We start from the raw sequence: 21,629 nt of genomic DNA, 5'->3' as shown, positions 1-21,629 counted from the left end.
CTGAAGTGAATGGCGTTTGTGCCAGCGGAAAGGATGTCGAAACGTGAGGACAAAACGTTTATCAATTAAGCAACTTGGGAGTGTGCTATTGATCAGTGCCGCCGCAGGCGCTGGCGCACGCTATCTCGCCAATAAAACCCGCCAACAAGGCCAAAAAATCTACGATTATACAACCCCACAAAAACTGATCGATTGGTCGGTTGCCCGCATGATTGCCCTGCGAGTCTCGCAATGGCAAGAGCATCCCGTGATCAATCGGGCTGAGCGCCAAGCCGAATACGATCAAATGGTTGAGCGCAGCCAGCCCTTAATCGACGATTATTTGAACGTCAAGCTGCCCGAAACGCTCTCGCGGGTCAAAGTCGTTGATCGCAAAGAGTGGATCGATGCCAATTTGCGTTCATTTGAGCGCTTGTTTGAGCCAATTGAGCAACTTTATCGCCAAGCAGCTCAAAATGCAGGCCGTAATCCATCAGTCAATGCGATCAATCGGGCATTTGTCGGCGCACAAGTTGGGGCAATGGTTGGGGTTTTAGCGCGAAAAGTCCTAGGTCAATACGATCTCAGTTTGCTTTCGCCGCAAGCTGAGCCAGGTATGCTCTATTTTGTTGAGCCAAATATTGCCCGCGTGCAACAAGGTTTGGGCGTTGATGATCATGACTTCCGCTTGTGGATTACGCTGCATGAAACCACCCATGCCTATGAGTTTGAAGCCTATGGCTGGGTGCGCGACCATTTCAGCAACTTAATTCAGCGCTATTTCAACGAGCTTGGCGGCCAACTCGATGCGCTGCGCAATGGCGTTGGCAACTTCATCAACCGCATTTTCAACAATAGCAAAACCCCCAACGATGGCCATTGGATGGAGCAGCTGTTGACTCCAACCCAACGCCAAGTATTTAGCGAACTCCAAGCCTTGATGTCGTTGGTCGAAGGCTATAGCAACCACATTATGAATGCGGTTGGCCGCGAAATTCTGCCAAACTTCGAGCAGATCGAAGCTCGCATGAGCGATCGCAAAGAAAAACGCTCGATCTTCGATGAATTGTTCAATCGTATCACAGGTATGAGCCTCAAAATGCAGCAATACGAACAAGGCGAACGCTTCGTTAATGCAATTGCTGATCATGGTGGCAAGGAATTAGCTGCCCGTGTTTGGGAAGGCCCAGCAATGTTGCCAACCCTCGAAGAAATTCGCAACCCACAACTATGGATCGCCCGCGTTGGCGCATAAATAATACACGGCCCTCACCCCCTAGCCCCCTCTCCCGCCGAGCGAGCGAGGGGGAACCCCCAGATCATGACCATTGAAACTCCCCTCGCTCACCGCAGTGGGAGAGGGGTCGGGGTGAGGGGAGCCTAGAACCAACATGGAACCTTGGTTTTTGGTTAAAATACTGCTGCTCTTTTAACCAAATAGGTGCAATTCCATGAACGAATTAATCAATCAAGCCCAAGCAGCCTTACTCAGCGGCGATCTCAGCCGTGCCCGTGGTCATCTAGCTCAGGTCATTCAACAAGAACCGCTGAATGTTTTAGCATGGCTGATGCTCAGCGAAGTAGTGCACGAGCCTGAACGCCAGCGCGAATGTTTACAGCGGGTTTTGACGCTAGAACCACAAAACCAAACCGCCCAAAAACGCCTCGCCGCCCTCGATCAACCAACTACTGTAACTCAAGCCGCCCAACCGCCAACGCCCCTAAAACTGCGCCAACCACAACCAATAATTGCGCCACAAACACCGACTTCAGCCACCATGCCACCAATTTCGATTATTTCAATTGGCCTAGTCTTATTAGTTCTCTTGGTTATTGCAATCGTGGTGCTGCGCGGTTTACCTGAAACTGCTAGCGAGCAATCGCGGGTTGTGGAAGGTGTGCTTTTATTGGTTAGCTACATTCGATTCTTTTAATTGAGAGAATATATGGATACTAATACAATTCTCAAACAAGCGATTATCCAACTTAATCAAATGATTGGCCATACATTTGATGTGCTTCAACTGAGCAAGCCAATTTCTACCGCTGCTGCACTGAACCTACTTAAAATTATTTCAAAACTATCTCCATTAATTGGGAATTTGATTGAATTCAATATTGTTGAACTACTCAATAAAAACAATCAATTTAAAGACCTTGGGGCTTGGGTTCGCCAAGATCCAGGGTTTCCCGATGCAATTTTTCAAGGTCTAATTAAGCCTAGTCCAGGTTTTGAAATCAAAGCGTGGTTTCCGCTAGCTACCGAAATCACAGTACGATTTAAGGATAGCGTAAACCATTTTGATAATCAAAATATCTATATGGTGCTCATCGCTTGGGTTCCTGAATATGTAACCACTGTTGCTAGTTCAAATCACAAAATCAAGGAATGATAGTTTGCCATGCGTGAGCTGTAACAAACAATTAAAGCATGCCGCAACAAAGCCTAAGCGCAGATCAATGCCCCGATCCGTCCGATGCGTGAGTTGCTTGATCTGAAACACGCGTTCCAATAAACTGAAGGTCGTTTCGATCAAAAAGCGGCAGTTCCAATCCCCACGGGCACAAATTTTGATCGGCACGCCATCATCCTCATCAGCGCGTACCCGAAACCCACGATCACCGAGGGCGATGGTTTGGCCCTCCTGCCACGCTACCACATCGCGAAATTCCTGATCACTGACATTGGCTGGCATCCACGACCATTCGACGACCTCGCCGCGCTGATTAATCAGCCACGCCAGCTTAATACCCACGATCCAGCGGTGATTCGAGATGCCTTTCTTGCCCAGCGGCGCAGCACTGCGCCCTTCGCGCCTGGGATGCACCAGTTCGATGCCAAATGAGTCGATGATGCCGAGGATCGTGGGATCGGCCAAAAATAGGTCGGTATAGCCGTGGGCCTTAACCAGCACCCGATAGCGCCGCGATTGTTCTGGCAATGCCGGGAACAGATGGCGATAATTTGCGGATAACCACCGATAAAACGATCGATACCTGCGCCCTTTGAGCGCCAACAACAACCCGATGGTGACGACTTCACTGGGGTGCAGGTTGGCGAGCGGATGCTTTTTGACAGCACCGAGCCGATCATCGACAATACAAAATAAGCGGATGATAATCTCATCGGTACGCATGGCATGTCCTCCTGATGGGGTTGTAGCAAATCCATCATCGAGGACATGCGTGCGTTAAGCAAGTCTGTTCAGGTACACAAAGAATCGTCGTTTAACTAGCAACAGTGGTTAAATAACCCACCAAATGGCTCCCAAATTACATCATCAGGATCACTACTAGCGGCAATAATCCGTTCCATCAAATCGAGCGGCTTTTGATTAAGATGAATTACCTTGCCTTGAGGTGTCTTAATTCGTTCAGCATTGCGTAAAGCATCGCGCTGCCAAACGTTGGTAAAGCCATATGGGCAGTAAAATTTTGCCCGCATAGTAGCCCATTCTGCAGCTGTTGCAGGCCGACTGCCATCGATTGAAAAATAGGGCCGACCTGTGACAACGCCATGGCTATTGGCATAATCCACCAATAACTCAAAGCGTTCAGGCGGCGGAAAATACCACAAATGCCCTTGATTAAGGTATTTACGTGTAGCAGCATCGGCTACATCACAGGCTCGATTGGCTTCACGCAATGCTAAACCTGTGCGCCGCCACTCGTAAAGCAACCATTGTTTTAAGCTTAATCCGTTAATCTTTGGCTCAAAAATATACTGAACACATAGTTCGGTAACAACCGGAAATTGGCGTAATTGCTTGGTATTTACATTACCAGCAATATGAGCTTTGCCTTTATCCCAAATATTTGTGCCCACATAGCGCCAGCCATAACGCTCCAAAACTGGATGCACCGCAGCCCAACCAAGTTTCACTATTCCAAAACCATAGTGTTGTCCATAGCAATGCTCGCTCTGTCCAAGCTTGGATATGTGGTTCGTACCAATCGGGTAAATCTTGATGATTGGTGGGATCGCCATCGAAGCCCAATACTCCATAAGCACCATCAGAAATGATCACCGTTGGTGCATCCCACGCTTGATACAGGTTCAGACTATCACCATAATGCAAGTTAATGGTTTCATTGTGCCAAAGCGTTTGGGCTGGGGCAATAGTTAACTCAAAGTTTTTTTTGCGGCCAACTGTGCTTGGAGCAGCATGAGAAAGCACAGGCTTGGATTGGCTCAATCCTGATAGCGATTGGCGTTTTGATGGCATAATTCACTCCGATTTAGCACAAATGTAGTATAGCATAGAGCACTAGCAAATTGGAATACTACCCATTGGCAGATCAACCTCTAGCCATCGCCACAATGTGAAGCATGATACAATATCTTGAGAATTTTAGTGCTTGGAGTTGCCATGAATGCTTCGCAATTGCTTAAACAAGAACGCGCTGATGCCGTGGCATTACTTGAATCGTTAACTGAAGAACAATGGCAGGCCACGACGCTTTGCGAAGGCTGGACTGTCACGCATTTGGTGGCGCATATGGTCGCCCGTGAAACTCAACCTATCCGCTTTATCTTCGCCGAATCAACCAAAGGCAAGCTCGGTTTGCACCCCGACGACTTGATGCAACAGGCCTTGAAGCAAGGTCGGTTTGCCTTATTGCAAAAACTGCGCAATGGCCCGCCATTAGCGTTTCGCTTACCTGGCGCAGCCTTGGCTAATTTTGTTGAGCAGTGGGTACATAACGAAGATTTACGCCGTGCTGGCTTGAATAAACCCCGCGTCTCGCCGCCAGCAGTCCAAGATTTAATTTGGAAATTGCTCCATATCAATGCGCGAATGATGTTGCGCTCGTTCAAAACGCCTGGAATTATTGCGCTAGTCCGGCCCAATGGCAAGTCCTTGGCCTTTCAGGTTGGCACTGGATTTCCACGCCAAGCTAACCTCGCTGATGCAGCGGTTAAATTAATTGGTGAGCCAGGTGAGATTTTGCTGTATTTATTTGGTCGCAAAAGTGCCGCTAATGTCAGCATCGAGGGCGATCCACATTTAGTTCAGGCCTTACGCGAAGCTGTGATGGCGTTATAGGAGAGCAGCATGCAACAGCGCAAGGCCGCCCATATAATTGTAACTGGATTGATGTTGGTGCTCGGCTTGGTATTTGGCGCATTTTTTGTAGTTTGGTGTGGCCTGCTACGCTTCCTCTTTACCGAAGATGGCTGGACTGGTTGGTTTTTATTAATTATGTCTGGTTTTATTGCATGGCGAGCACTTGAAGCTGGTCGAGACGCTTGGGATGGTCTGCCTAGCGCCCCACCCAGCGCTATCGCTGCGTTGCTAGCCACCCAATTTTTAATCATCGTGATTCAAGTCCATGCTCGTTGGACAGGCCAAAGCAGCGGGATTGATTTCTTGACGATTCTGCCGCATGCAATCAGTTTTGGTTGTATTGGCTTAGTCTTCGCCTTGAATGGCCAATTTACTGGCCATCTAATTGAGTATGCTGATGCTGAATTTTTGGATGAATCAGCGCCGAGCAATGAGCATGATGATGACGATGATTTGATGTATTTGGGGGGCGCATGATTTTATTGCTCGGTGGCACAGGAACTTATTTTCTTGAGCTTGAGGCCACGCTGGGAGCTGGCAATTACCAAACGATTGAAACGCCCTACGGCACAGCTGGCTCGATCTATCAACCAGAGCGTTTTGCTGGCAAAATTGGCCTTGCTTCGCGCCACGGTTGGGGCCGTTTGGATGTTTCGCCGCCCTTCGTCAATAGTCGCGCTAATATTTGGGCCGCCAAAGAGCTGGGCTACCAAAACATTCTTAGCTGGAACGGGGTCGGGGCAATCAATCAATTATTGCAAGTACACGATTTGGTCGTGCTCAACCATGTGCTGAATGGCACCAAAACCCGCCCGATCAATTTTGCTGGCGATCTGCCCAACGCCAGTGCTTGGCAGATTGCTCAGCGGGTGTTTGATCCAGCCAGCGCCAGCGTGCTTTACCAGCAGGCGCGACGCTATCAAGCCCGCAGCTTCGATTGTGGCACCTATGCCTGTTCAGAAGGGCCACGCCTCGAAACCGCCGCCGAAATTCGGGCTTGGGCCAATTTTGGAGCCGATGTGGTGGGCATGACGCTGGTGCCAGAAGTATTATTGGCCTACGAATTAGGCATTAAATTTGCCTCGTTGGCCTATGTGACCAATTTTGCCACTGGCGTGGAACCAAGCACTGGCGCACCACGTTTCTTTGGAGTCGAAGTCGCCCAAACTTGTCTGCAAATTGTGCTAGCGACTGCCGAGCAATTGTTGGCAACTAACGAGGTGAGCACCCAATGAGCTTTACCATAACCTCACTCAATACCCCGTTTGGGCTGGCGATGTTTGCCACCAAAAGCAGCGCTGGCGGCTCCTTGGCAATTCTGCTTGATGAACCAAATCCGCATGCCGCAATTTATGCCGCTAAATCCCAAGGGGTCACTTGGATCATCGAAGCGGTCAGCATGCTGCCGTGCGATGGCTTGCTGCAACCTGATGATATCTTAATTCCAGACCAACTGGTGGATTTGACCCAGCAACGGTCATCGACCTTCTTTCGCAATCGCGGCTATGGCTTTATTGGCCAGAACTCGGTTTGGTGTCCCGATTTGCGAGCTAGTTTATTAACCGCCGCCCAAAGCATCAGCCAACGGGTGTTTAGTCGTGGTACACTGGCGGTTGGCGAGGCCGACACCACGCTTGAGGCTGCCCAAACTTGGCAAGCCCATGGCCTGAGTCGCAGCGCAGCACCAGCGGCCTACCTCGCGAAAGAATTAGAATTATGTTACGCTGTTGTCGGAATTGTCGGCACAGCCGCCAGTAAACTTGGCAATACATTAATTGCAAGCGTTGCACAACATTTGCCCACAGCACCAACCTGTGCCTGCCGCCAGACCATGCAATCTGCGCGGGATCGTGGCTTGGTTGGCGACGATTGGCGTACATGGATTGGGGAATAAACACATGACACTCGTTTTACGCAACAGCACACAAATCGAAAAAATGCGCAATGCAGGCCGTTTGGTTGCCCAAACCCATGCCATGCTGCGCGAATATGTTGTTCCTGGCGCAGTTTTGCTTGATCTCGATCAATTGGTCGAGGAATATCTGCGTGAACATGGCGCAACCCCATCGTTTAAAAATTATAAAGGCTTTCCAGCGTCAACCTGTATTTCAATTAATGATGTGATTTGCCATGGCATCCCGGATAAATCGCGCTTAAAAGATGGCGATTTGGTGGCAATCGATATTGGCGCGTTTCTCGATGGCTGGCATGGCGATTCATGCGTGACCTATCCGGTTGGCACGATCGACGCGCAAAGCCAAAAATTGATGGATGTCACCAAAGAAGCCATGTGGCGGGGCATCGCCCAAGCGCGGGCTGGCAATACGCTTGGCGATATCGGCGCGGCCATCCAAGAATATACCGAAAGTCAAGGCTTCTCCGTTGTGCGTGAATACACAGGCCATGGGATTGGCCGCAACATGCACGAAGCACCAACCGTTTTGCATTATGGCGAGTGGGGCAAAGGCTTGCGCTTACGCGCTGGCATGACCTTCACAATCGAGCCAATGGTCAATGTTGGTAGCTATGCCACGCGCTTGCTCAAAGATGGCTGGACGGTTAAAACGGTCGATGGCTCACGCTCAGCTCAATTTGAACATCAACTAGCGGTCACCGATGGTGAACCAGATATTTTAACGGTGCTTTAAACAATGGCAATCAGAATCTACAATCAATCGCAAATTAATGAAATGCGCAAAGCTGGCCAATTGGTTGCCAAAGCCCATGCGATGTTGCGCGAATATGTGGTGGCTGGAGCAGTCTTACTGGAGCTTGATCAGCGGGTCGAGCAATTTTTGCGTGATCATGGCGCAACCCCATCATTCAAAGGCCATGGCGGTTTTCCAGCCTCAACCTGTATCTCGGTCAACGATGTAGTATGTCATGGCATTCCTGATAAATCGCGGCTGAGCAATGGTGATATTGTTTCAATCGATATTGGAGCATGTTTAGATGGCTGGCATGGCGATTCGTGTGTAACCTACGCGGTAGGCAAGCTCGATTCGCAAAGCGCCAAGTTGATGAAGGTAACTGAGGAAGCGATGTGGCGTGGGATCGCCCAAGCCCGCGCCGGCAAAACCATCGGCGATATTGGCGCAGCAATGCAAGAATACACCGAAAGCCAAGGGTTTTCGGTGGTGCGCGAATACACGGGCCATGGTATTGGCCGCAAAATGCATGAAACGCCACCTGATGTTTTTAATTTTGGCGAATGGGGCAAAGGGCTAAAACTGCGAGCAGGCATGACGCTCACAATCGAACCAATTGTCAACATCGGCTCGGCCCGCACTCGCTTGCTACGCGATGGCTGGACTGCCAAAACCGCCGATGGCTCTCGTTCGGCTCAATTTGAACATCAACTAGCGATCACCACTGGTGATCCGGAAATTTTAACCAAATTATGAAATTAACCAAACGCTATCTAAGCCTTGGAATAATGGTTTTGGCGATTTTGGCGCTTGATCGCTGGGTCAAATGGTGGGCGCTCGACACGCTTACGCCCTTGGGCAATCCAGGCCATGAGCCAATTCCTGGCATTTTACGGCTGGTCTATGTTGAAAATCGCGGCGTGGCGTTTGGCTTTTTGCAAAATAACTCGCTGCTGCTTGGCATTATGGCGCTGGGCGTAATTGCTTTTATGTTGATTCGTTCACGCACATGGTTTGGCGAGGCGGGTTTGCTTGGTCAAATTTCGGTGGCAGCGATTATTGCTGGCGGATTGGGCAACGTTATCGATCGCTTTATCTATGGCTTTGTGGTCGATATGATTCATTTGATTCCGCTGCCAATTTTCCAAGTGTTTAATATTGCCGATATGGCGATTTCGTTTGGCGCAGTGGGCTTGTTTATCACCCTCTGGCGCGAAGATGCGGCCAAACGGCGCAGCGAACAAACTGCCTAGATGACCCTCACCTCAACCCCTCGCCCACTGCGGCGATCGAGGGGTGTTCCAGTCTTCATAATAGGGTAGGTCTCAATTGAGAACCACCAATACGCTGGTTCATTAGTGAATGCACCTAAACCCTAAATTGTCATTTAGGGGGTGCAGGGGGATTAAAGCCCCCTGCGTCTCCCGCCTTGAGGCGGGACGGAAGGGTGGTGAACAATACACTACCCTTATAGACTAGAGGGTGAGCGCAATCAATTTAGGCTGAATAGATTTGCACATTGTTGCGGCCAGCGGCTTTGGCTTGGTAGAGCGCATGGTCGGCTTGTTGAATCAAGCGCTCCAAGGGGATTTCAGCATGCGGGTAGCTCAGCGTCAAACCAACGCTAATCGAAGTCGTAACCGATTGCTGGTTGTCGGTTAATATTAGCTGTTCGATCGCGCTGCGCAAGCGTTCGGCCACCAACAGCGCCTCGGCATTACTCACCCGCGTCAGCATCACCACAAATTCCTCACCGCCATAACGCCCAAGCAAATCAGATTGGCGCAAGGCTGCTTGGGCCGTCGTGGCCACCAATTGCAACATTTGATCGCCAATATGATGGCCATGGCGATCGTTAATTTGCTTAAAATGATCAATATCAAACAGCAAAATGGCCAAAGCATTGCCAGCCTGCCAAGCCTGCTCCAACAAGCTTTGAGCCAAGCCCAAAAAATGGCGACGATTGTATAAGCCAGTTAAGCTATCGATCGTTGCTAATCGTTCCAATTCAATTCGTTGGCGATCACGTTCTTGCATCTCAGCCACCAATTCCTGTGTTTTTTGATAATAAAACCGTACTTGATGTTGAGCCTGAAGTACTTGATGTGTCACTTGCAATAGCCGTAACCGTTGATCTGAGCGCTCGTTAAACAGGTTTTCGCGAATCTGATGGTAGTGTTTGAAGTGGTACAAGGCCTCGGCACAAGCGTTGGTTTGTTCGTACACATCGGCTAGGGCTTTATGAGCCAAGGCTTGTTGGCTAAGATCATCGGTATCCAAGGCCAAGGCCAAACCAGCGTGAATCAAGGTTAGGGCTTGGGTGTAATCCGGTTGGGTTGCTACTAGCATACCACGCTGGATCAAGGAAAAAATCATATCTTCTTGAAAGCCAAGGCGTTGAGCTAACTCAAAACTGGCTTCAAACTCGGCCATGGCCCGTTCAGCTTGATCAAATCGCTGATAAACCACCCCTAGAATATTCAAAACCTCGACAATGCCCTGCGACCAATTCAGAGCTTGATACAATTCCAAGCTGGCATTGGCATAGATTAAAGCATCGTACAATTGACCATGTTCAAGCGCAACCCAACAGGTATTATCTAGCATCGTGGCATACAAACGTTTTTGGGCTTGAGTTTCTAAAGCTTCGGGTAAGCGCTGAAAAGCCCGTTGCAAATAATTTTCGGCCTCGATTGGTTGCTCAAGCACACGATATAAATAGGCAATATTGCTATTGAGAATTGTTTGCATCCATTCATTTTGGTGCATAATTGCAATTTCTTCAGCAATCAGATAATGCTCCAGAGCTGCATCAAGCTGCGACTGCAAGGCTAAGGTTACGCCAAGAATATTATGCAATGCTAATTTATCAACCCAATTTTCAATAAACTGATCGGGCGCATCTTGATAATAGCAAGCAGCCTGATTCTCAAAGCTAAGTAATGCATCATCAACATAATCACAATATTCGATTGCTTTATAAAAACAACCAAGTGCATCAGCATATTTTTTATGCACGCTATAAAATTTGCCGCGCCAATACCAACATTCAACTAAACCTTGATAATAAGGAGTATGGGCAAACATGCCATTACGAGCATGATGTTCGGCTTGATAATTTAATTTCCAAGCTTGCGCTAAATCGGTGTGGCGTAAATTTGCGGCCCATACATTCAATAAATCGATCGTATGGGCAGGATTTGTCGATTGTTTTAATGCGTCTTGGATTTGGAGTGTTACTACCATAGTAAACTTTCGTTGGCAAGCTTCTTGCTCTATAGATAGCTAAAATTGCGATTCAGCAATCAACCTATAATCAATAACAAAACTTTAACATAAGCATAATCTTTGTGCCATCCCCTATATGGTGCAACCCATATTTGGTGAAATCTACCGCTTAGGGTAGATTTTTTGCAACGTAGGTGATTAGTTTGCTTACGTAAGCAATTTTGTTAGGAAATTGATATAGACTGTCTACAAACGCTCTTTTTAGCTGCATACTAAATGCAGTTTAGGCTCAACACCAACGATCATACAGGAGCATCGTAGCCATGACAACTCAGCGAATCTTAGTCGTTGGTGCTGAAGCAGCACCAAAAACCCAGTTTATTCAGCAAATCTGTGACACCTGGAGCAGCCATGAGCTAGAGCTTTCGAGCATGCCAAGCTCGCAATGCATCGCCATGGATATAGGCCATTTAGACTACGCCGAACAGCGTTCAGTCTGGTATGGCATCCCCGCGAGTGCTAGCCCTGTGTTGCATGACCTCGCGCAAACCGTAACTAGCTGTATTGTGTTAATCGATTCAATCAACGATAATGCAGCTATGCTCACATTGGCCGACCAAATCCAGCCCTGGATCACTGGCCCTGTCGTTTTGCTTGTATCACAGCAATCCAACTTACCCGACCATCTCCGCAACGCCTTAGATCATTCAAGCCATCACATAGTAGACAGTTACAACATGAATAAACCAGAATCAATCCAACGGATCATGACCGCCTTGGGTGGTACACTTCCCACCGCTAGCTCTATCCAAAAAGAATATATTACTCCCAATCACTTTGATCAATCAGCTAAAGTGCAAGCGCTATTTGAGCAATTAGCCCACCATAGCACCGATCTGATTGGCGCAGCATTAATCGCTGTTAATGGCGATCTGCTGGTTTCAACCTTGCCCCAAGCGATTAATGCCGAGCAACTTGCCGCAATCGGTAGCCCATGGCTGCGGATTGCCGATAAAGTTGCGGCTAGTGCCGCCCTAGGACAAACCGAAGAAAGCATTATTCGGACGGAGCAAGGCTTGTGTCTGATTCGGCCAATTCACAACCATATTTTAATTACGCTGCTGAATCCACACGCCAATCTTGGCCTCTATTGGCTCAATCTTGCTGAAATCGAGCAGCCTTTAACTGAGTTATTGGCTGCCTGATGAACCGCTCGACAAGCGCATCCTGCTAGGAGTATCGCTAGCAGGATGCGGCATTTTTTTAGTTATTGAGTGACGTAGGGCAAAAACGAATAATATTGAGGAATAACCACAGTTGCGCTGACTGAAGGCGTAGCACTGGCCGTGATCGATGGGGTTACGCTAGGAATTGTGGTTACTGTCGCAGTTGGGGTAAGCGTATTGCTTGGCGTAGCGGTTGCGCTAGTCGTTGCTGTAGGGGTAGCGGTACGGGTAGCAGTTGGAGTCGCGGTTGGCGTGCGCGTCGCAGTTGGCGAAACCGTTCCAGGCGTGACGGTTACTACCGGCGAACCATCAACCTGCGCCTCGACAATCGCTTGAATCGCAGTTGGTACATTCGAGAGAAAATCGTAGCCAGTCATACTTTCAATATAATCGACGCTGACCCGATATTGCTCCCAAGCATTACTCCGAATTCCTTGATCATTTGGCATCCAAATCCCGATCACGCGGGTATTGGCGGCCACACGATTGGCATCATCATTCCCCACTGGCAGCACCACAATCACCTTCCACGTTACCGCAGGAATTAACACCCGACCACTAGCAATCGTGCCTTTCGTACCATAGCCACCACTAATAATGTATAACTCATTGCCAGCGCGTGCCCAGGTACGACTATCGTTTTCCAAATCGTTCCATGGGCCTTGGTTGTTGTCGGGCGCTTGAGGAATAATATTCGACATAATGAAGGTTTGATCGTTGGCTGCCCGCGAACTGGTGCGATCGCCCGATGGGGTCATATGACCACGATCATAGCCGCTACCGCTATAGTCGCTGGTCGCGACACGATACCAACCACTGGGCAAGCTGGTATCAACCGCAAAATCGCCGCGCGAAGTGCTGCCCAAATCTTGCACTTCCAAATGCCAACTGACCCATGCTGGAATTCCCGCATCGCGCTGATAGGCCAAGGCATACTGGGTACGTTCAATTAAATAATTATTTGGCACTAAAGGATCAGCTACAGCATTGCTAGGGTTGCCCAGCGTGAGGTGTAAACTATCGTTGGGAGCCGCTTGAGTAGTCGGTTGACGCAGGCCTAGCGCCAACAATCCTAAAACGAGTAAACCAAGAAGCCGACGCAGACCAGTCATGACAGCAATGTCCTTTCGCAATGAAAGTATGATGATAGCTTGCATACTGTACCATAGCTGTCTAGGCGTTAATCAACAATGCGGCCTCAGCAAAATCCCGCTTGCCTATCCCCTCACCTGCGTGGGGGATGAGGGACTACTCGAACGTTATCATATGATCATACTTGCAATTTCAGAAATTAGCTGTATCGTTACAGAAGTGAAGTAAGACCCATGCTTTGCAAGAACGAGCCGCTCTAGAAAGCGCTCGTTTTTTTGCAATCTACAGATGCAGAACCGCGGCAATGAAGCTGGCGAGGCAGGCGTAGCACTCGCCAGCTTTGTTGTATGCGCAAAATACCCAGCATGGCTTCCTTTCACTCGTTGGCATATTGTTGGAATCTATGAGGAGTCAGCGTATGGGCAGCCGTTTGGCGCTCTGGCGGTCGAATGCACGTCCCGGGGTTCGGGGTAGTTTGTACTATTTATGTTTTTGGTCAAGCGTTGGGATGTATATTCCATTCATTAATGTATATTTCACCAACCTTGGCTTAAGTGGGCAACAAATAGCCATGTTTGGGGCAATTAGCCCGCTAGCAGTGCTGTTGTTCAACCCATTGGTGGGTGCAACAGCCGATCGACGTGGCTGGCATGTGCAGTTACTCCTAAGCATGTTGGCCTTAACGGGGTTAAGCCAAATTGCCTTGGCATTTCCAACAACCTTCTTTACAATCTTGCCAGTGATGGTCGTTTTGGCAGTGGTACGCGGGCCAATTGCGCCATTGGCTGATAGCATGATCGCAGGCATGGCCGTGCGTCATCAACTGGCCTATGGCAAATTGCGGCTCTGGGGTTCAGTTGGCTATGCCGTCACCTCATTATTAGGTGGTATTTGGTGGGCCAAAACGGGCTATCCAACCATGTTTATATTGACTGGCTTGATGACTGGCTTGGTCGCGATCGTAGCCAATAGCCTTGATCATACGCCTGAATTGCGCAAAACTGCTGCCAAATCGGCGAAAGCGCCCCGTGATGCCGCTTTTATCGCAATTGTCGTGATCACTAGTTTGGTTGGGGCTGCCTTTAGCATGGTTTCAATGTTCGATGGCAACCTGATTCAACGGATCAGTGGGAGCACCATCATGCTGGGGGTTTTGCCATGTGTCATCGCCAGTACCGAAGTGCCAGTGATGCTCAACGCCGATCGGGTGATCGCTCGCTTTGGCACAGCTAAAACACTAGCCGTTTCAACCTTGATTCTTGGGCTAGGGTTTATTGGCAGCGGCATGGTGAGCGAAGCTTGGATGTTAATTCCAATTGGCATGTTTCGGGCTTGTGGATTTGGCTTGTACTCGGTGGCGATCATTCGCCTAATTACCGAGCGCATTCCAACCACCTTGCTGGCAACCGCGCAAGGCTTGATCAGTGCGATTGCTGGTGGTTTGTCGCCGTTGTTGGCTACCCAAGCGGGTGGCTATATGTTCGATATATCAGGGCCACAATTGGTCTTTATTGCATCAGGCTTGTGCATTGGCTTGGCAACCTTGGTCGTTTGGCTAGGCTTAAAACTGAATTGGTTCAAACCAATCGCGCAAACCAACGCCTAAATTCGCTATGTGATTTACTCGCAGCACCACCCATCAACGGGTGGTGCTGTTTTGATGTTAACCAAACTTGACAGCAACCACCGCATTGCGTAGAGTGGCAACTATTAATTATTAGTTAAAGGTAGGTTGTATGCTTGTTCGCACTCATGCTGTACGTTGGCTATTGTTTGTAAGTTTGTTCATGGTGATATTTGGGAGTTATGCTTGGCAGCAACAGAGCTTTGCCCAAAATCCGGCCACAATCACCAATCCATGGGCAATTCGCCAAGGCCAAGCTACCTATTACACCGCCACTGGTTTGGGCAATTGTAGTATTCCTGTGCCCAGCGATTTGCTATTTGGAGCTATGAATAACCCCGATTATGCCACCGCTGATTATTGTGGCGCGTTCGTTAAAATTACAGGGCCATTAGGATCGGTCACAGTTCAAATTACCGACCGCTGCCCTGAATGCCAAACTGGGCATATCGACCTCAGCCCGCAAGCCTTCGATCGCATCGCTAATCGAGTTACGGGCATTGTGCCAATTACTTGGCAATTAATCAGCAATCCAGCGACCACAGGCAAGGTCAGTTATCATTTTAAAGATGGTAGCAGTCAATGGTGGACGGCGGTGCAGCCCCGCAATCATCGTAATGCGATTGCCAAATTTGAATATCGCATGGGTCAGGCGGCGTATAAAGTTGCTCCACGCTTTATTTTCAATTATTTTATTGCCGAGGCTGGCATGGGTACTGGCCCCTACAGCTTTCGCACCACCGATGTGTATGGCAATATGATTGTTGATGAAAATATTGTGCTTGGTGATGATGTAATTCGCACTGGGACTCAGCAATTTCCCTATATGGCTCCGCCTGGCTCGGCCACCCCAACCCCCAGCCCAACGCCACGGCCAACCATCCCACCCGAAAGCCTAACTGAACATGTTTGGCTGCCTTATACTCGTAAATAGATAAGTGCCCTTACCCCCGACCCCTCGCCCACTGCGGCGGGCGAGGGGAGATCCAATGATCATGATCGAAGGTTTCCCCCTCGCCTGCTCGGCGGGAGAGGGGACTAGGGGGTGAGGGCATGAAAAGCCTAAAAACAGCAACGCCCAGAGCAATTGCCCTGGGCGTTGACTTAACCTCGAACCAAGAATTAGAACTTGCTCCAGAGGAATTGGTTGGTCACTTCGTGGTGGAATTGAACTTCCGAGCGCTTGATCAACGTGCCCAAGCGATGTGGACAGCGATCAGCCGAGGCAATTTTCAATTCAGCATACTTGGATTGAATTTCTTCGCCCAAGACTGAAGCGATAATTTCGCTTGCTTGGAAGGCATCAATTGCATCGTAGATGTTGTCTGGCAATACTTTTGCGCCCTTGCGAACTGAAGTATCGGCCTTTGGCCCTTCCAAACCAACTTTCAAGATCGAGTAAATCGCCATGTGTGGGTTGGCATCTGGAGCAATCGAGCGCACTTCGATCCGTGCTGAACGAGCGTTGCCCAATGGAATCCGCACCATCGAACCACGGTCGATCGCCGAAGCCTTGATTTGGTTTGGCGCTTCGTAGTGTGGGTCGAGGCGGCGATATGAGTTGACGCTGGAATTCAGCAACAAACACAGATCCAAGCCACTGGTCAAGATGCGATCAACATAGCTCCAGCCATATTCTGAGAGGCCTTCTTCGCCGTTAGCATCATAGAACAAGTTGGTATCGCCCTTGGCCAACGACATGTTGGTGTGCATCCCGCTACCATTGACACCAGTCACTGGCTTGGGCAAGAAGCTGGCGGTCAAATCGAGTTTGTAGGCCAATTGGCGACAAATCAATTTATACAGCAACACTTGGTCGGCTGCGACCGAAGCTTCGGTGTAGGAGTAGTTCATTTCGAACTGTGAAGGCGCAACTTCTGGGTGATCTTTTTCATTGGCAAAGCCCATTGCGCGTTGTGCTTCAGCAGCAGCATCGATGAACAAGCGCAGTGGATCGCCTGGCAATGAGTTGTAATAGCCGCCAGTGCTCACAAAATCGAAGTGACCAGTATCGCGATAGTGTTGCTCGGCGTTGCGGCCCTTGAACAAGAAGCCTTCAATTTCGTTAGCAACGTTACAAACAATCCCTTGTTTGGCAAATAATTCAGCGGTGTAGGCTTGCAAGCGTGAGCGGAAGTCGGCAGGATAGGCCGAACCATCGCGTTCCAACACTTGGCCGAACACCAAGACTTTACCAGGCCCAAAGATATCGGCTGGCAACCAATAGAATGCACCCCAATCGATGCCCAAGCGCAAGTCGGATTCTGATTGTTGTGAGAAGCCACGGATCGACGAGCCATCAAAGGTCAAGTTATCAGCTGATTTCAACAAGAATTTCTTGTCGTAATCGAGCATATGCAAGCGGCCTTCAAGGTCGGTGAAACAGACGGTCACGGCCTTGATGCGCTTTTCGTCATTCAAATAACGCATGCGCTCTTCTTGCAACTTGTCCAATGGCGTGCGGCCAACCCGTTGGGCTTTAGCAGCCAGGTTCAGTTCTTCCAACTCTTCGTAGGGAATTTCGAGAAAATCGCGAAGTGTCATGGTGTGTCATCCTTTGTACTAACAAAGCCATACTCGGTGTCCCGCGAGCATGGTGGTTTAGTATTGTGCTTGGGAAAGTTTTGGGATATTGCCAAGGAACGCGCGATCCATTCAACAGGTCGCATTATACGCAATCCCACCACACCAGAACTTGTGTATTCTATCCAAACTTTAAATCACGCTATTTGTACAAAGTGCACAAAAGGTTGTTAAATTGCTTGCCGCTAGCGGCCTCAGCCAGCATGCTTAAATTCCCAAAGTATGTAGCAATCTGCCTAATCAATTGCCTCAACCAAGCATGGAAAGACAATGGTAAAGATCGAGCCTTGGCCAAAGACACTTTCAACTTGAATTGAGCCATTCAATAGTTCGATAAAATGGCGACAAAGCGCCAAGCCCAAGCCAGTGCCACCATAGCGCCGCGTCGTCGAGGCATCACCTTGGGTAAATGGCTCAAACAAACGCTGCATTTGCTCATCGTTCATACCAATGCCAGTATCGCGCACCCGACATTGCACATGTTGGCTGGCTGGATCAAAGCTGACGCTGATGTTGATGCTGCCTGCTTTGGTAAATTTGGCGGCATTACTCAATAAATTCAGCAAAATCTGGCGCAACATCGAGCGATCAGTATGAATTAACGGCAGATGTTTGTTTGGCTCAAAGTAAAGGCTATTGGCATTTTTCTGAGCCATTGGGTTAATTGTGGCAATCAAATCACGTACAAGGCTGTTGAGATCGAAGGTTTCAGCAGCAACTTGATATTTGCCAGCCTCAACTTTGGCCAAATCAAGCACATCGTTGACCAAATTGAGCAATTGATGACCTGCATCATTAATTTGCGCAATATCATGGCGAAACTGCTCAACCATCGTCGGATCATCAAAATCAGTATCGTCCATCAGCAATTCGCTATAGCCAATAATTGCATTCAGTGGCGTGCGCAGCTCGTGGCTCATATTGGCCAAAAAAGTGCTTTTGGCATGATTGGCGGCTTCGGCAGCATCACGGGCATGGCGCAACGCCTCTTCGACCTGTTTGCGTGCCGTAATTTCTTGAATCGTGCCTTCGGCGTAGAGCATCGAGCCATCCTCAGCATACACCAAACGCGAGGTCTCGCTGATCCAAATCCGTTCGCCAGTGGCAGGCCGATAAACTTCCGATTCAATTTCATCATACGAGCCATTGGTTTGCAGCAGCTCACGCAAGTATTCAAAGCGCTGCGGCTCAACATACATCGTGGTTAAATCGGCCACATAATCGACCAATTCATGTTCATGGGCAAAGCCCGCCAAGCGCACCAACGCCGGATTAGCCCGTAACACCCGTCCATCGGGAGTAATGCGAAAGATGCCAATTTTGGTGGTTTCAAAAATTGTGCGATAGTCGTGCTCGGCCACCCGCAAGGCCTCAGTTAATTGATGGTGCTCAGTTACATCTTGCAACGAGCCATAAATTTTGATTGGCTGGCCAAACTCTAGCTCAACTCGCCCAGTAAAACGACCCCAGAACGAACGCCCCCGAAACGTCCGCATTTCCACACTCATATCAAACGAGCCACGCTGCTCGATCATTTGGCGAAAAATTGCCTCAAGTTGGATTAACGTGGCATTGGTATGGAAAAAATTCTGATTCTCAATCGTGGGCGTGTATTCGTGTGCTGTGGTATCCAAAATATGGTACATTTCGCGCGTCCAAAATACTTGGTTGGTGCGCAAATCGATCTCCCAGCCGCCGACGCGGGCGGTTTGTTCAGTTTGCAACAGCAAGCGCTCAAGCCGATTGCTCTCGGTAATATCGCGTACCAACCAAACCTGACGATGGCCATGGGAAGCCAACGTACATTCTAAAAGGCAACTTTGGTTCTGGCGATTCACGACAAAGCCATGGATTGTCTGGCCTAAGGTCGCTGCCGAGGTTGTTGCATACAATTGGCGCATGCTGGCGGCTTCAGGGCCATACAAGGTGCTAAACCATTGCTCAGTTGTCGCAATTTCCGCATTGCTATAGCCAATCATCGCCGTGACCGCTTGATTAAAAAAAACCTGTGAGCCTTGAAACCAAACCAAGCCAACCGGAAATTGCTCAAGCGTTACATCTTTACGGCGAGTTGCTTTAATCAAGCGGCGTTGCCATGCTCCAGCGAGTGGCCATTTCAATTTCCGAGGCATAACGATCCTCACAACACAAGTTTCAAGCCTAAGGTCTATGCTGTATTGTAGTATGAGAAAGCCCACGATCCAAGTAGTTTTAGCGGCTTTTTAAGCCAATTTAGCGGTACACTATTAATATATGACGCACTGCACAGCAACCCGCAACGACCGTGCTATAATGAGTTTCCCGCAGCACAATTCAGATCGTAGGAGGCGTTGTGGAATTAATTAAGAAATACGGCAATCGGAAGCTTTATCATACCAATGCCAAACAATATATTACCCTGCATGGCATTGCCAAGTTGATTCGGGCAGGCAGTGATGTTCGGGTCGTCGATAATGTGACTGGCGAAGATTTGACGGTGCAAACCTTATCGCAAATTTTGCTCAATAGCAAAGGCCGCCGTTCAGGCTCGCTGCCAATTCCGATTTTGTCTGATCTGATTCAAACCAGCGGCGAGACGCTCTCGCAGATGCGCCGGAATCTGTTTCAATCGCTGGGCGGGAGCCAAATTGTTGATGCCGAAATTCGCTTACGTCTCGAACATTTGCTCGATGAAGGCAAAATTAGCGAAGATGTCTGTCAACATATGGGTCAATTATTGCTGAAAGATTCGGGCCATGCCCACGCCGAAAACCTGCCTGATCGCTCTGATGTTGAACGCTTGAAAAGCCAAGTTGAGCAACTAGCCAATCTAGTTGAGCAACTGTTGCACGATAAATAATCAATCTTCGTTTCACCATTTCGTTTGCTGATTTATCGCCAATGGCAATGAGGCCACGATCAATGAAGAAATCAACCCCATCCAAACGCGCTCTTGTCCTCGCTGGTGGTGGCATCTCTGGTGCCGTTTACGAAATTGGCGCTCTCCGTGCCATCGATGATCTCCTCACAACCCTAAGCATCAACGATTTTGATATGTATGTTGGCACAAGTGCTGGCAGCCTAATTAGCTCGTGCTTGGCCAATGGCATCACCACCCGCGAGTTGTTGCGCATTCTCGAAGGTGCTTTGCCCGATGCCAAACGGCTACAACGCGACCAAATTCTGGCGCTCAATTTGCGCGGCTTGATCAAGCGTGGTCGCCGTTTGCCACGCCTGTTAGCCCAACGAGCAATCGAAACTTTGCGTCGCCCGCAAGATTTTGCCCCCCTCGATTGGGCTTGGAAGTTGCTCGAAGGCTTACCCAATGGCATTTATTCAACCAATAGCTTAGAACGTTATCTGCGCCATTTCTTGACTGAGCGCGGTAGCAACCACTTTGCTGAGTTACAGCGTGAGCTTTATATTGTAGCGACCGAGCTGGATAGCGGCGACCGCGCAGTTTTTGGCGAGGGCAACCTACGTAATGTGCCAATTTCGGCGGCGGTTGCAGCCTCTAGCGCCATGCCAATCGTTTATGAGCCAGTTCGGATCAATGGGGTTGATTATATTGATGGTGGGGTGCGCGGCACAGCCAGCCTCGATGTGGCGATTGATCGTGGAGCAAAACTGATTGTTTGTGTCAATCCACTGGTAGCCTTTGATAATCGCAAACATCAGCTTGGCAGCCGCATCGCCGATGCTGGCATTCAGGCGATTGGCAATCAGGTATTTCGCACGTTTATTCAGGCTGGCTTGCACTATCACATCAAAAAATTGCGCCAACAGCACCCTGATGTTGATATTATTTTGATCGAGCCACGCGCCGACGATGCAATTGTCTTTGCTGAACATGTGCTGCATTACGATGAGCGCATGTTGCTAGCTCGCCATGGCTACGAATCAGCTACAATTCGCCTAGCCGATAAATATCAAGATTACAAGGCGATTTTGGCCAAACACGGCGTACAGATCAGTCGCCAACGGGTTGCCAAAGAATTACATCACCTGTTTGCGAGCGATGATGCCGATACTTTGCACTCATTATTAGAGAACGATCCCAATGGCAAGCGTTTGACCCACCCCCAAAAAAGCTGGCGCACGGTCAACCTCGCCCACACCCTCGACGACCTCGATGCCCGACTCGGCAATTTGGAATAGCGAAGGTTTGCTTTGCTTACCCCAACCCCTCTCGTGACCATGA

Annotated in this window: 22 protein-coding genes; 15 read left to right on the top strand and 7 right to left on the bottom strand. The window is 49.1% G+C overall.

Going from position 1 to position 21,629, the window contains the following annotated elements; translation table 11 throughout:
• The first annotated feature begins 43 nt into the window (after positions 1-43).
• The 3 genes from DEF47_RS04020 (at position 44) to DEF47_RS04010 (ending at position 2,372) form a co-directional block, all read left to right on the top strand.
• Positions 44-1,234, top strand: coding sequence for an Rv3626c family coenzyme F420 biosynthesis-associated protein (locus tag DEF47_RS04020; protein ID WP_012188679.1), 1,191 nt, complete (start codon positions 44-46; stop codon positions 1,232-1,234).
• A gap of 196 nt (positions 1,235-1,430) precedes the next feature.
• Positions 1,431-1,913 carry a tetratricopeptide repeat protein gene (locus DEF47_RS04015; RefSeq protein ID WP_012188680.1) on the top strand — a complete coding sequence of 161 codons (483 nt, stop codon included), beginning with the start codon at positions 1,431-1,433 and terminating at the stop codon, positions 1,911-1,913.
• Between the two features lie 12 nt (positions 1,914-1,925).
• On the top strand, positions 1,926-2,372 hold the full coding sequence (locus DEF47_RS04010; RefSeq protein ID WP_012188681.1) for a hypothetical protein: 447 nt from the start codon (positions 1,926-1,928) through the stop codon (positions 2,370-2,372).
• On the opposite strand, the gene DEF47_RS04005 is transcribed toward DEF47_RS04010, so the two are convergent.
• The 3 genes from DEF47_RS04005 to DEF47_RS25260 form a co-directional block, all read right to left on the bottom strand.
• A complete protein-coding gene (locus DEF47_RS04005; RefSeq protein WP_012188682.1) occupies positions 2,349-3,116 on the bottom strand; it encodes a transposase in 768 nt (255 codons plus the stop codon). The genes DEF47_RS04010 and DEF47_RS04005 overlap by 24 nt on opposite strands.
• A 95-nt stretch (positions 3,117-3,211) precedes the next feature.
• Positions 3,212-3,862, bottom strand: a complete 651-nt coding sequence (locus DEF47_RS25265) for a DNA methyltransferase (RefSeq protein ID WP_287044977.1) — start codon at positions 3,860-3,862, stop codon at positions 3,212-3,214.
• The gene (locus tag DEF47_RS25260) at positions 3,783-4,205 is read right to left on the bottom strand and encodes a hypothetical protein (protein ID WP_287044976.1); all 423 of its coding nucleotides are present in this window, start codon (positions 4,203-4,205) and stop codon (positions 3,783-3,785) included. The genes DEF47_RS25265 and DEF47_RS25260 overlap by 80 nt, the downstream gene beginning before the upstream one ends.
• 144 nt (positions 4,206-4,349) lie before the next feature.
• Here DEF47_RS25260 and DEF47_RS03990 point away from each other — a divergent pair, with 144 nt between their 5' ends.
• Genes DEF47_RS03990 through lspA form a run of 7 tightly spaced genes read left to right on the top strand, consistent with a single transcriptional unit; the run spans position 4,350 to position 8,949 of the window.
• Positions 4,350-5,027, top strand: a complete 678-nt coding sequence (locus DEF47_RS03990; protein ID WP_012188684.1) for a maleylpyruvate isomerase family mycothiol-dependent enzyme — start codon at positions 4,350-4,352, stop codon at positions 5,025-5,027.
• A gap of 9 nt (positions 5,028-5,036) precedes the next feature.
• Positions 5,037-5,525 (top strand): hypothetical protein, encoded by a 489-nt coding sequence (locus DEF47_RS03985; RefSeq protein ID WP_012188685.1) that lies wholly within the window; start codon positions 5,037-5,039, stop codon positions 5,523-5,525.
• Complete coding sequence (locus DEF47_RS03980) at positions 5,522-6,283, top strand: MTAP family purine nucleoside phosphorylase (protein WP_012188686.1); 762 nt, start codon at positions 5,522-5,524, stop codon at positions 6,281-6,283. Before DEF47_RS03985 ends, DEF47_RS03980 begins: the two co-directional genes overlap by 4 nt.
• Complete coding sequence (locus DEF47_RS03975) at positions 6,280-6,942, top strand: phosphorylase family protein (protein WP_012188687.1); 663 nt, start codon at positions 6,280-6,282, stop codon at positions 6,940-6,942. Before DEF47_RS03980 ends, DEF47_RS03975 begins: the two co-directional genes overlap by 4 nt.
• 4 nt (positions 6,943-6,946) lie before the next feature.
• Complete coding sequence (gene map, locus DEF47_RS03970; protein ID WP_012188688.1) at positions 6,947-7,696, top strand: type I methionyl aminopeptidase; 750 nt, start codon at positions 6,947-6,949, stop codon at positions 7,694-7,696.
• Between the two features lie 3 nt (positions 7,697-7,699).
• On the top strand, positions 7,700-8,452 hold the full coding sequence (gene map, locus DEF47_RS03965) for a type I methionyl aminopeptidase (RefSeq protein WP_012188689.1): 753 nt from the start codon (positions 7,700-7,702) through the stop codon (positions 8,450-8,452).
• Positions 8,449-8,949, top strand: a complete 501-nt coding sequence (lspA, locus tag DEF47_RS03960; RefSeq protein WP_012188690.1) for a signal peptidase II — start codon at positions 8,449-8,451, stop codon at positions 8,947-8,949. Before map (DEF47_RS03965) ends, lspA begins: the two co-directional genes overlap by 4 nt.
• Positions 8,950-9,193: 244 nt before the next feature.
• On the opposite strand, the gene DEF47_RS03955 is transcribed toward lspA, so the two are convergent.
• Entirely contained in the window at positions 9,194-10,942 is a 1,749-nt protein-coding gene (locus DEF47_RS03955) for a tetratricopeptide repeat-containing diguanylate cyclase (RefSeq protein WP_012188691.1), read from the bottom strand.
• Between the two features lie 305 nt (positions 10,943-11,247).
• Here DEF47_RS03955 and DEF47_RS03950 point away from each other — a divergent pair, with 305 nt between their 5' ends.
• Complete coding sequence (locus tag DEF47_RS03950; RefSeq protein ID WP_012188692.1) at positions 11,248-12,129, top strand: roadblock/LC7 domain-containing protein; 882 nt, start codon at positions 11,248-11,250, stop codon at positions 12,127-12,129.
• 62 nt (positions 12,130-12,191) lie between these two features.
• Here DEF47_RS03950 and DEF47_RS03945 read toward each other — a convergent pair whose 3' ends face one another.
• The gene (locus DEF47_RS03945; protein WP_012188693.1) at positions 12,192-13,262 is read right to left on the bottom strand and encodes a DNA/RNA non-specific endonuclease; all 1,071 of its coding nucleotides are present in this window, start codon (positions 13,260-13,262) and stop codon (positions 12,192-12,194) included.
• Positions 13,263-13,660: 398 nt separating this feature from the next.
• Between DEF47_RS03945 and DEF47_RS03940 the strand changes: the two genes are divergently transcribed.
• The gene (locus tag DEF47_RS03940; RefSeq protein ID WP_012188694.1) at positions 13,661-14,848 is read left to right on the top strand and encodes an MFS transporter; all 1,188 of its coding nucleotides are present in this window, start codon (positions 13,661-13,663) and stop codon (positions 14,846-14,848) included.
• A gap of 130 nt (positions 14,849-14,978) precedes the next feature.
• Positions 14,979-15,800 carry an expansin EXLX1 family cellulose-binding protein gene (locus DEF47_RS03935; protein WP_012188695.1) on the top strand — a complete coding sequence of 274 codons (822 nt, stop codon included), beginning with the start codon at positions 14,979-14,981 and terminating at the stop codon, positions 15,798-15,800.
• A gap of 188 nt (positions 15,801-15,988) precedes the next feature.
• Here the strand turns inward: DEF47_RS03935 and DEF47_RS03930 are convergent, their stop codons facing one another.
• Positions 15,989-17,410: a glutamine synthetase family protein gene (locus DEF47_RS03930; RefSeq protein WP_012188696.1), complete on the bottom strand. Its 1,422-nt coding sequence runs from the start codon at positions 17,408-17,410 to the stop codon at positions 15,989-15,991.
• 275 nt (positions 17,411-17,685) lie between these two features.
• Complete coding sequence (locus DEF47_RS03925) at positions 17,686-19,581, bottom strand: PAS domain-containing sensor histidine kinase (protein ID WP_012188697.1); 1,896 nt, start codon at positions 19,579-19,581, stop codon at positions 17,686-17,688.
• A 200-nt stretch (positions 19,582-19,781) separates the two neighbouring features.
• Here DEF47_RS03925 and DEF47_RS03920 point away from each other — a divergent pair, with 200 nt between their 5' ends.
• Positions 19,782-20,288, top strand: a complete 507-nt coding sequence (locus tag DEF47_RS03920) for a polyhydroxyalkanoate synthesis regulator DNA-binding domain-containing protein (RefSeq protein WP_012188698.1) — start codon at positions 19,782-19,784, stop codon at positions 20,286-20,288.
• Positions 20,289-20,350: 62 nt separating this feature from the next.
• Positions 20,351-21,586, top strand: a complete 1,236-nt coding sequence (locus tag DEF47_RS03915; protein WP_012188699.1) for a patatin-like phospholipase family protein — start codon at positions 20,351-20,353, stop codon at positions 21,584-21,586.
• The last annotated feature ends 43 nt before the right edge of the window (positions 21,587-21,629 follow it).

It is taken from the genome of Herpetosiphon sp., assembly GCF_003512625.1.
Classification (GTDB): domain Bacteria; phylum Chloroflexota; class Chloroflexia; order Chloroflexales; family Herpetosiphonaceae; genus Herpetosiphon; species Herpetosiphon aurantiacus.
This window is presented reverse-complemented; position numbering and strand designations above follow the sequence as displayed.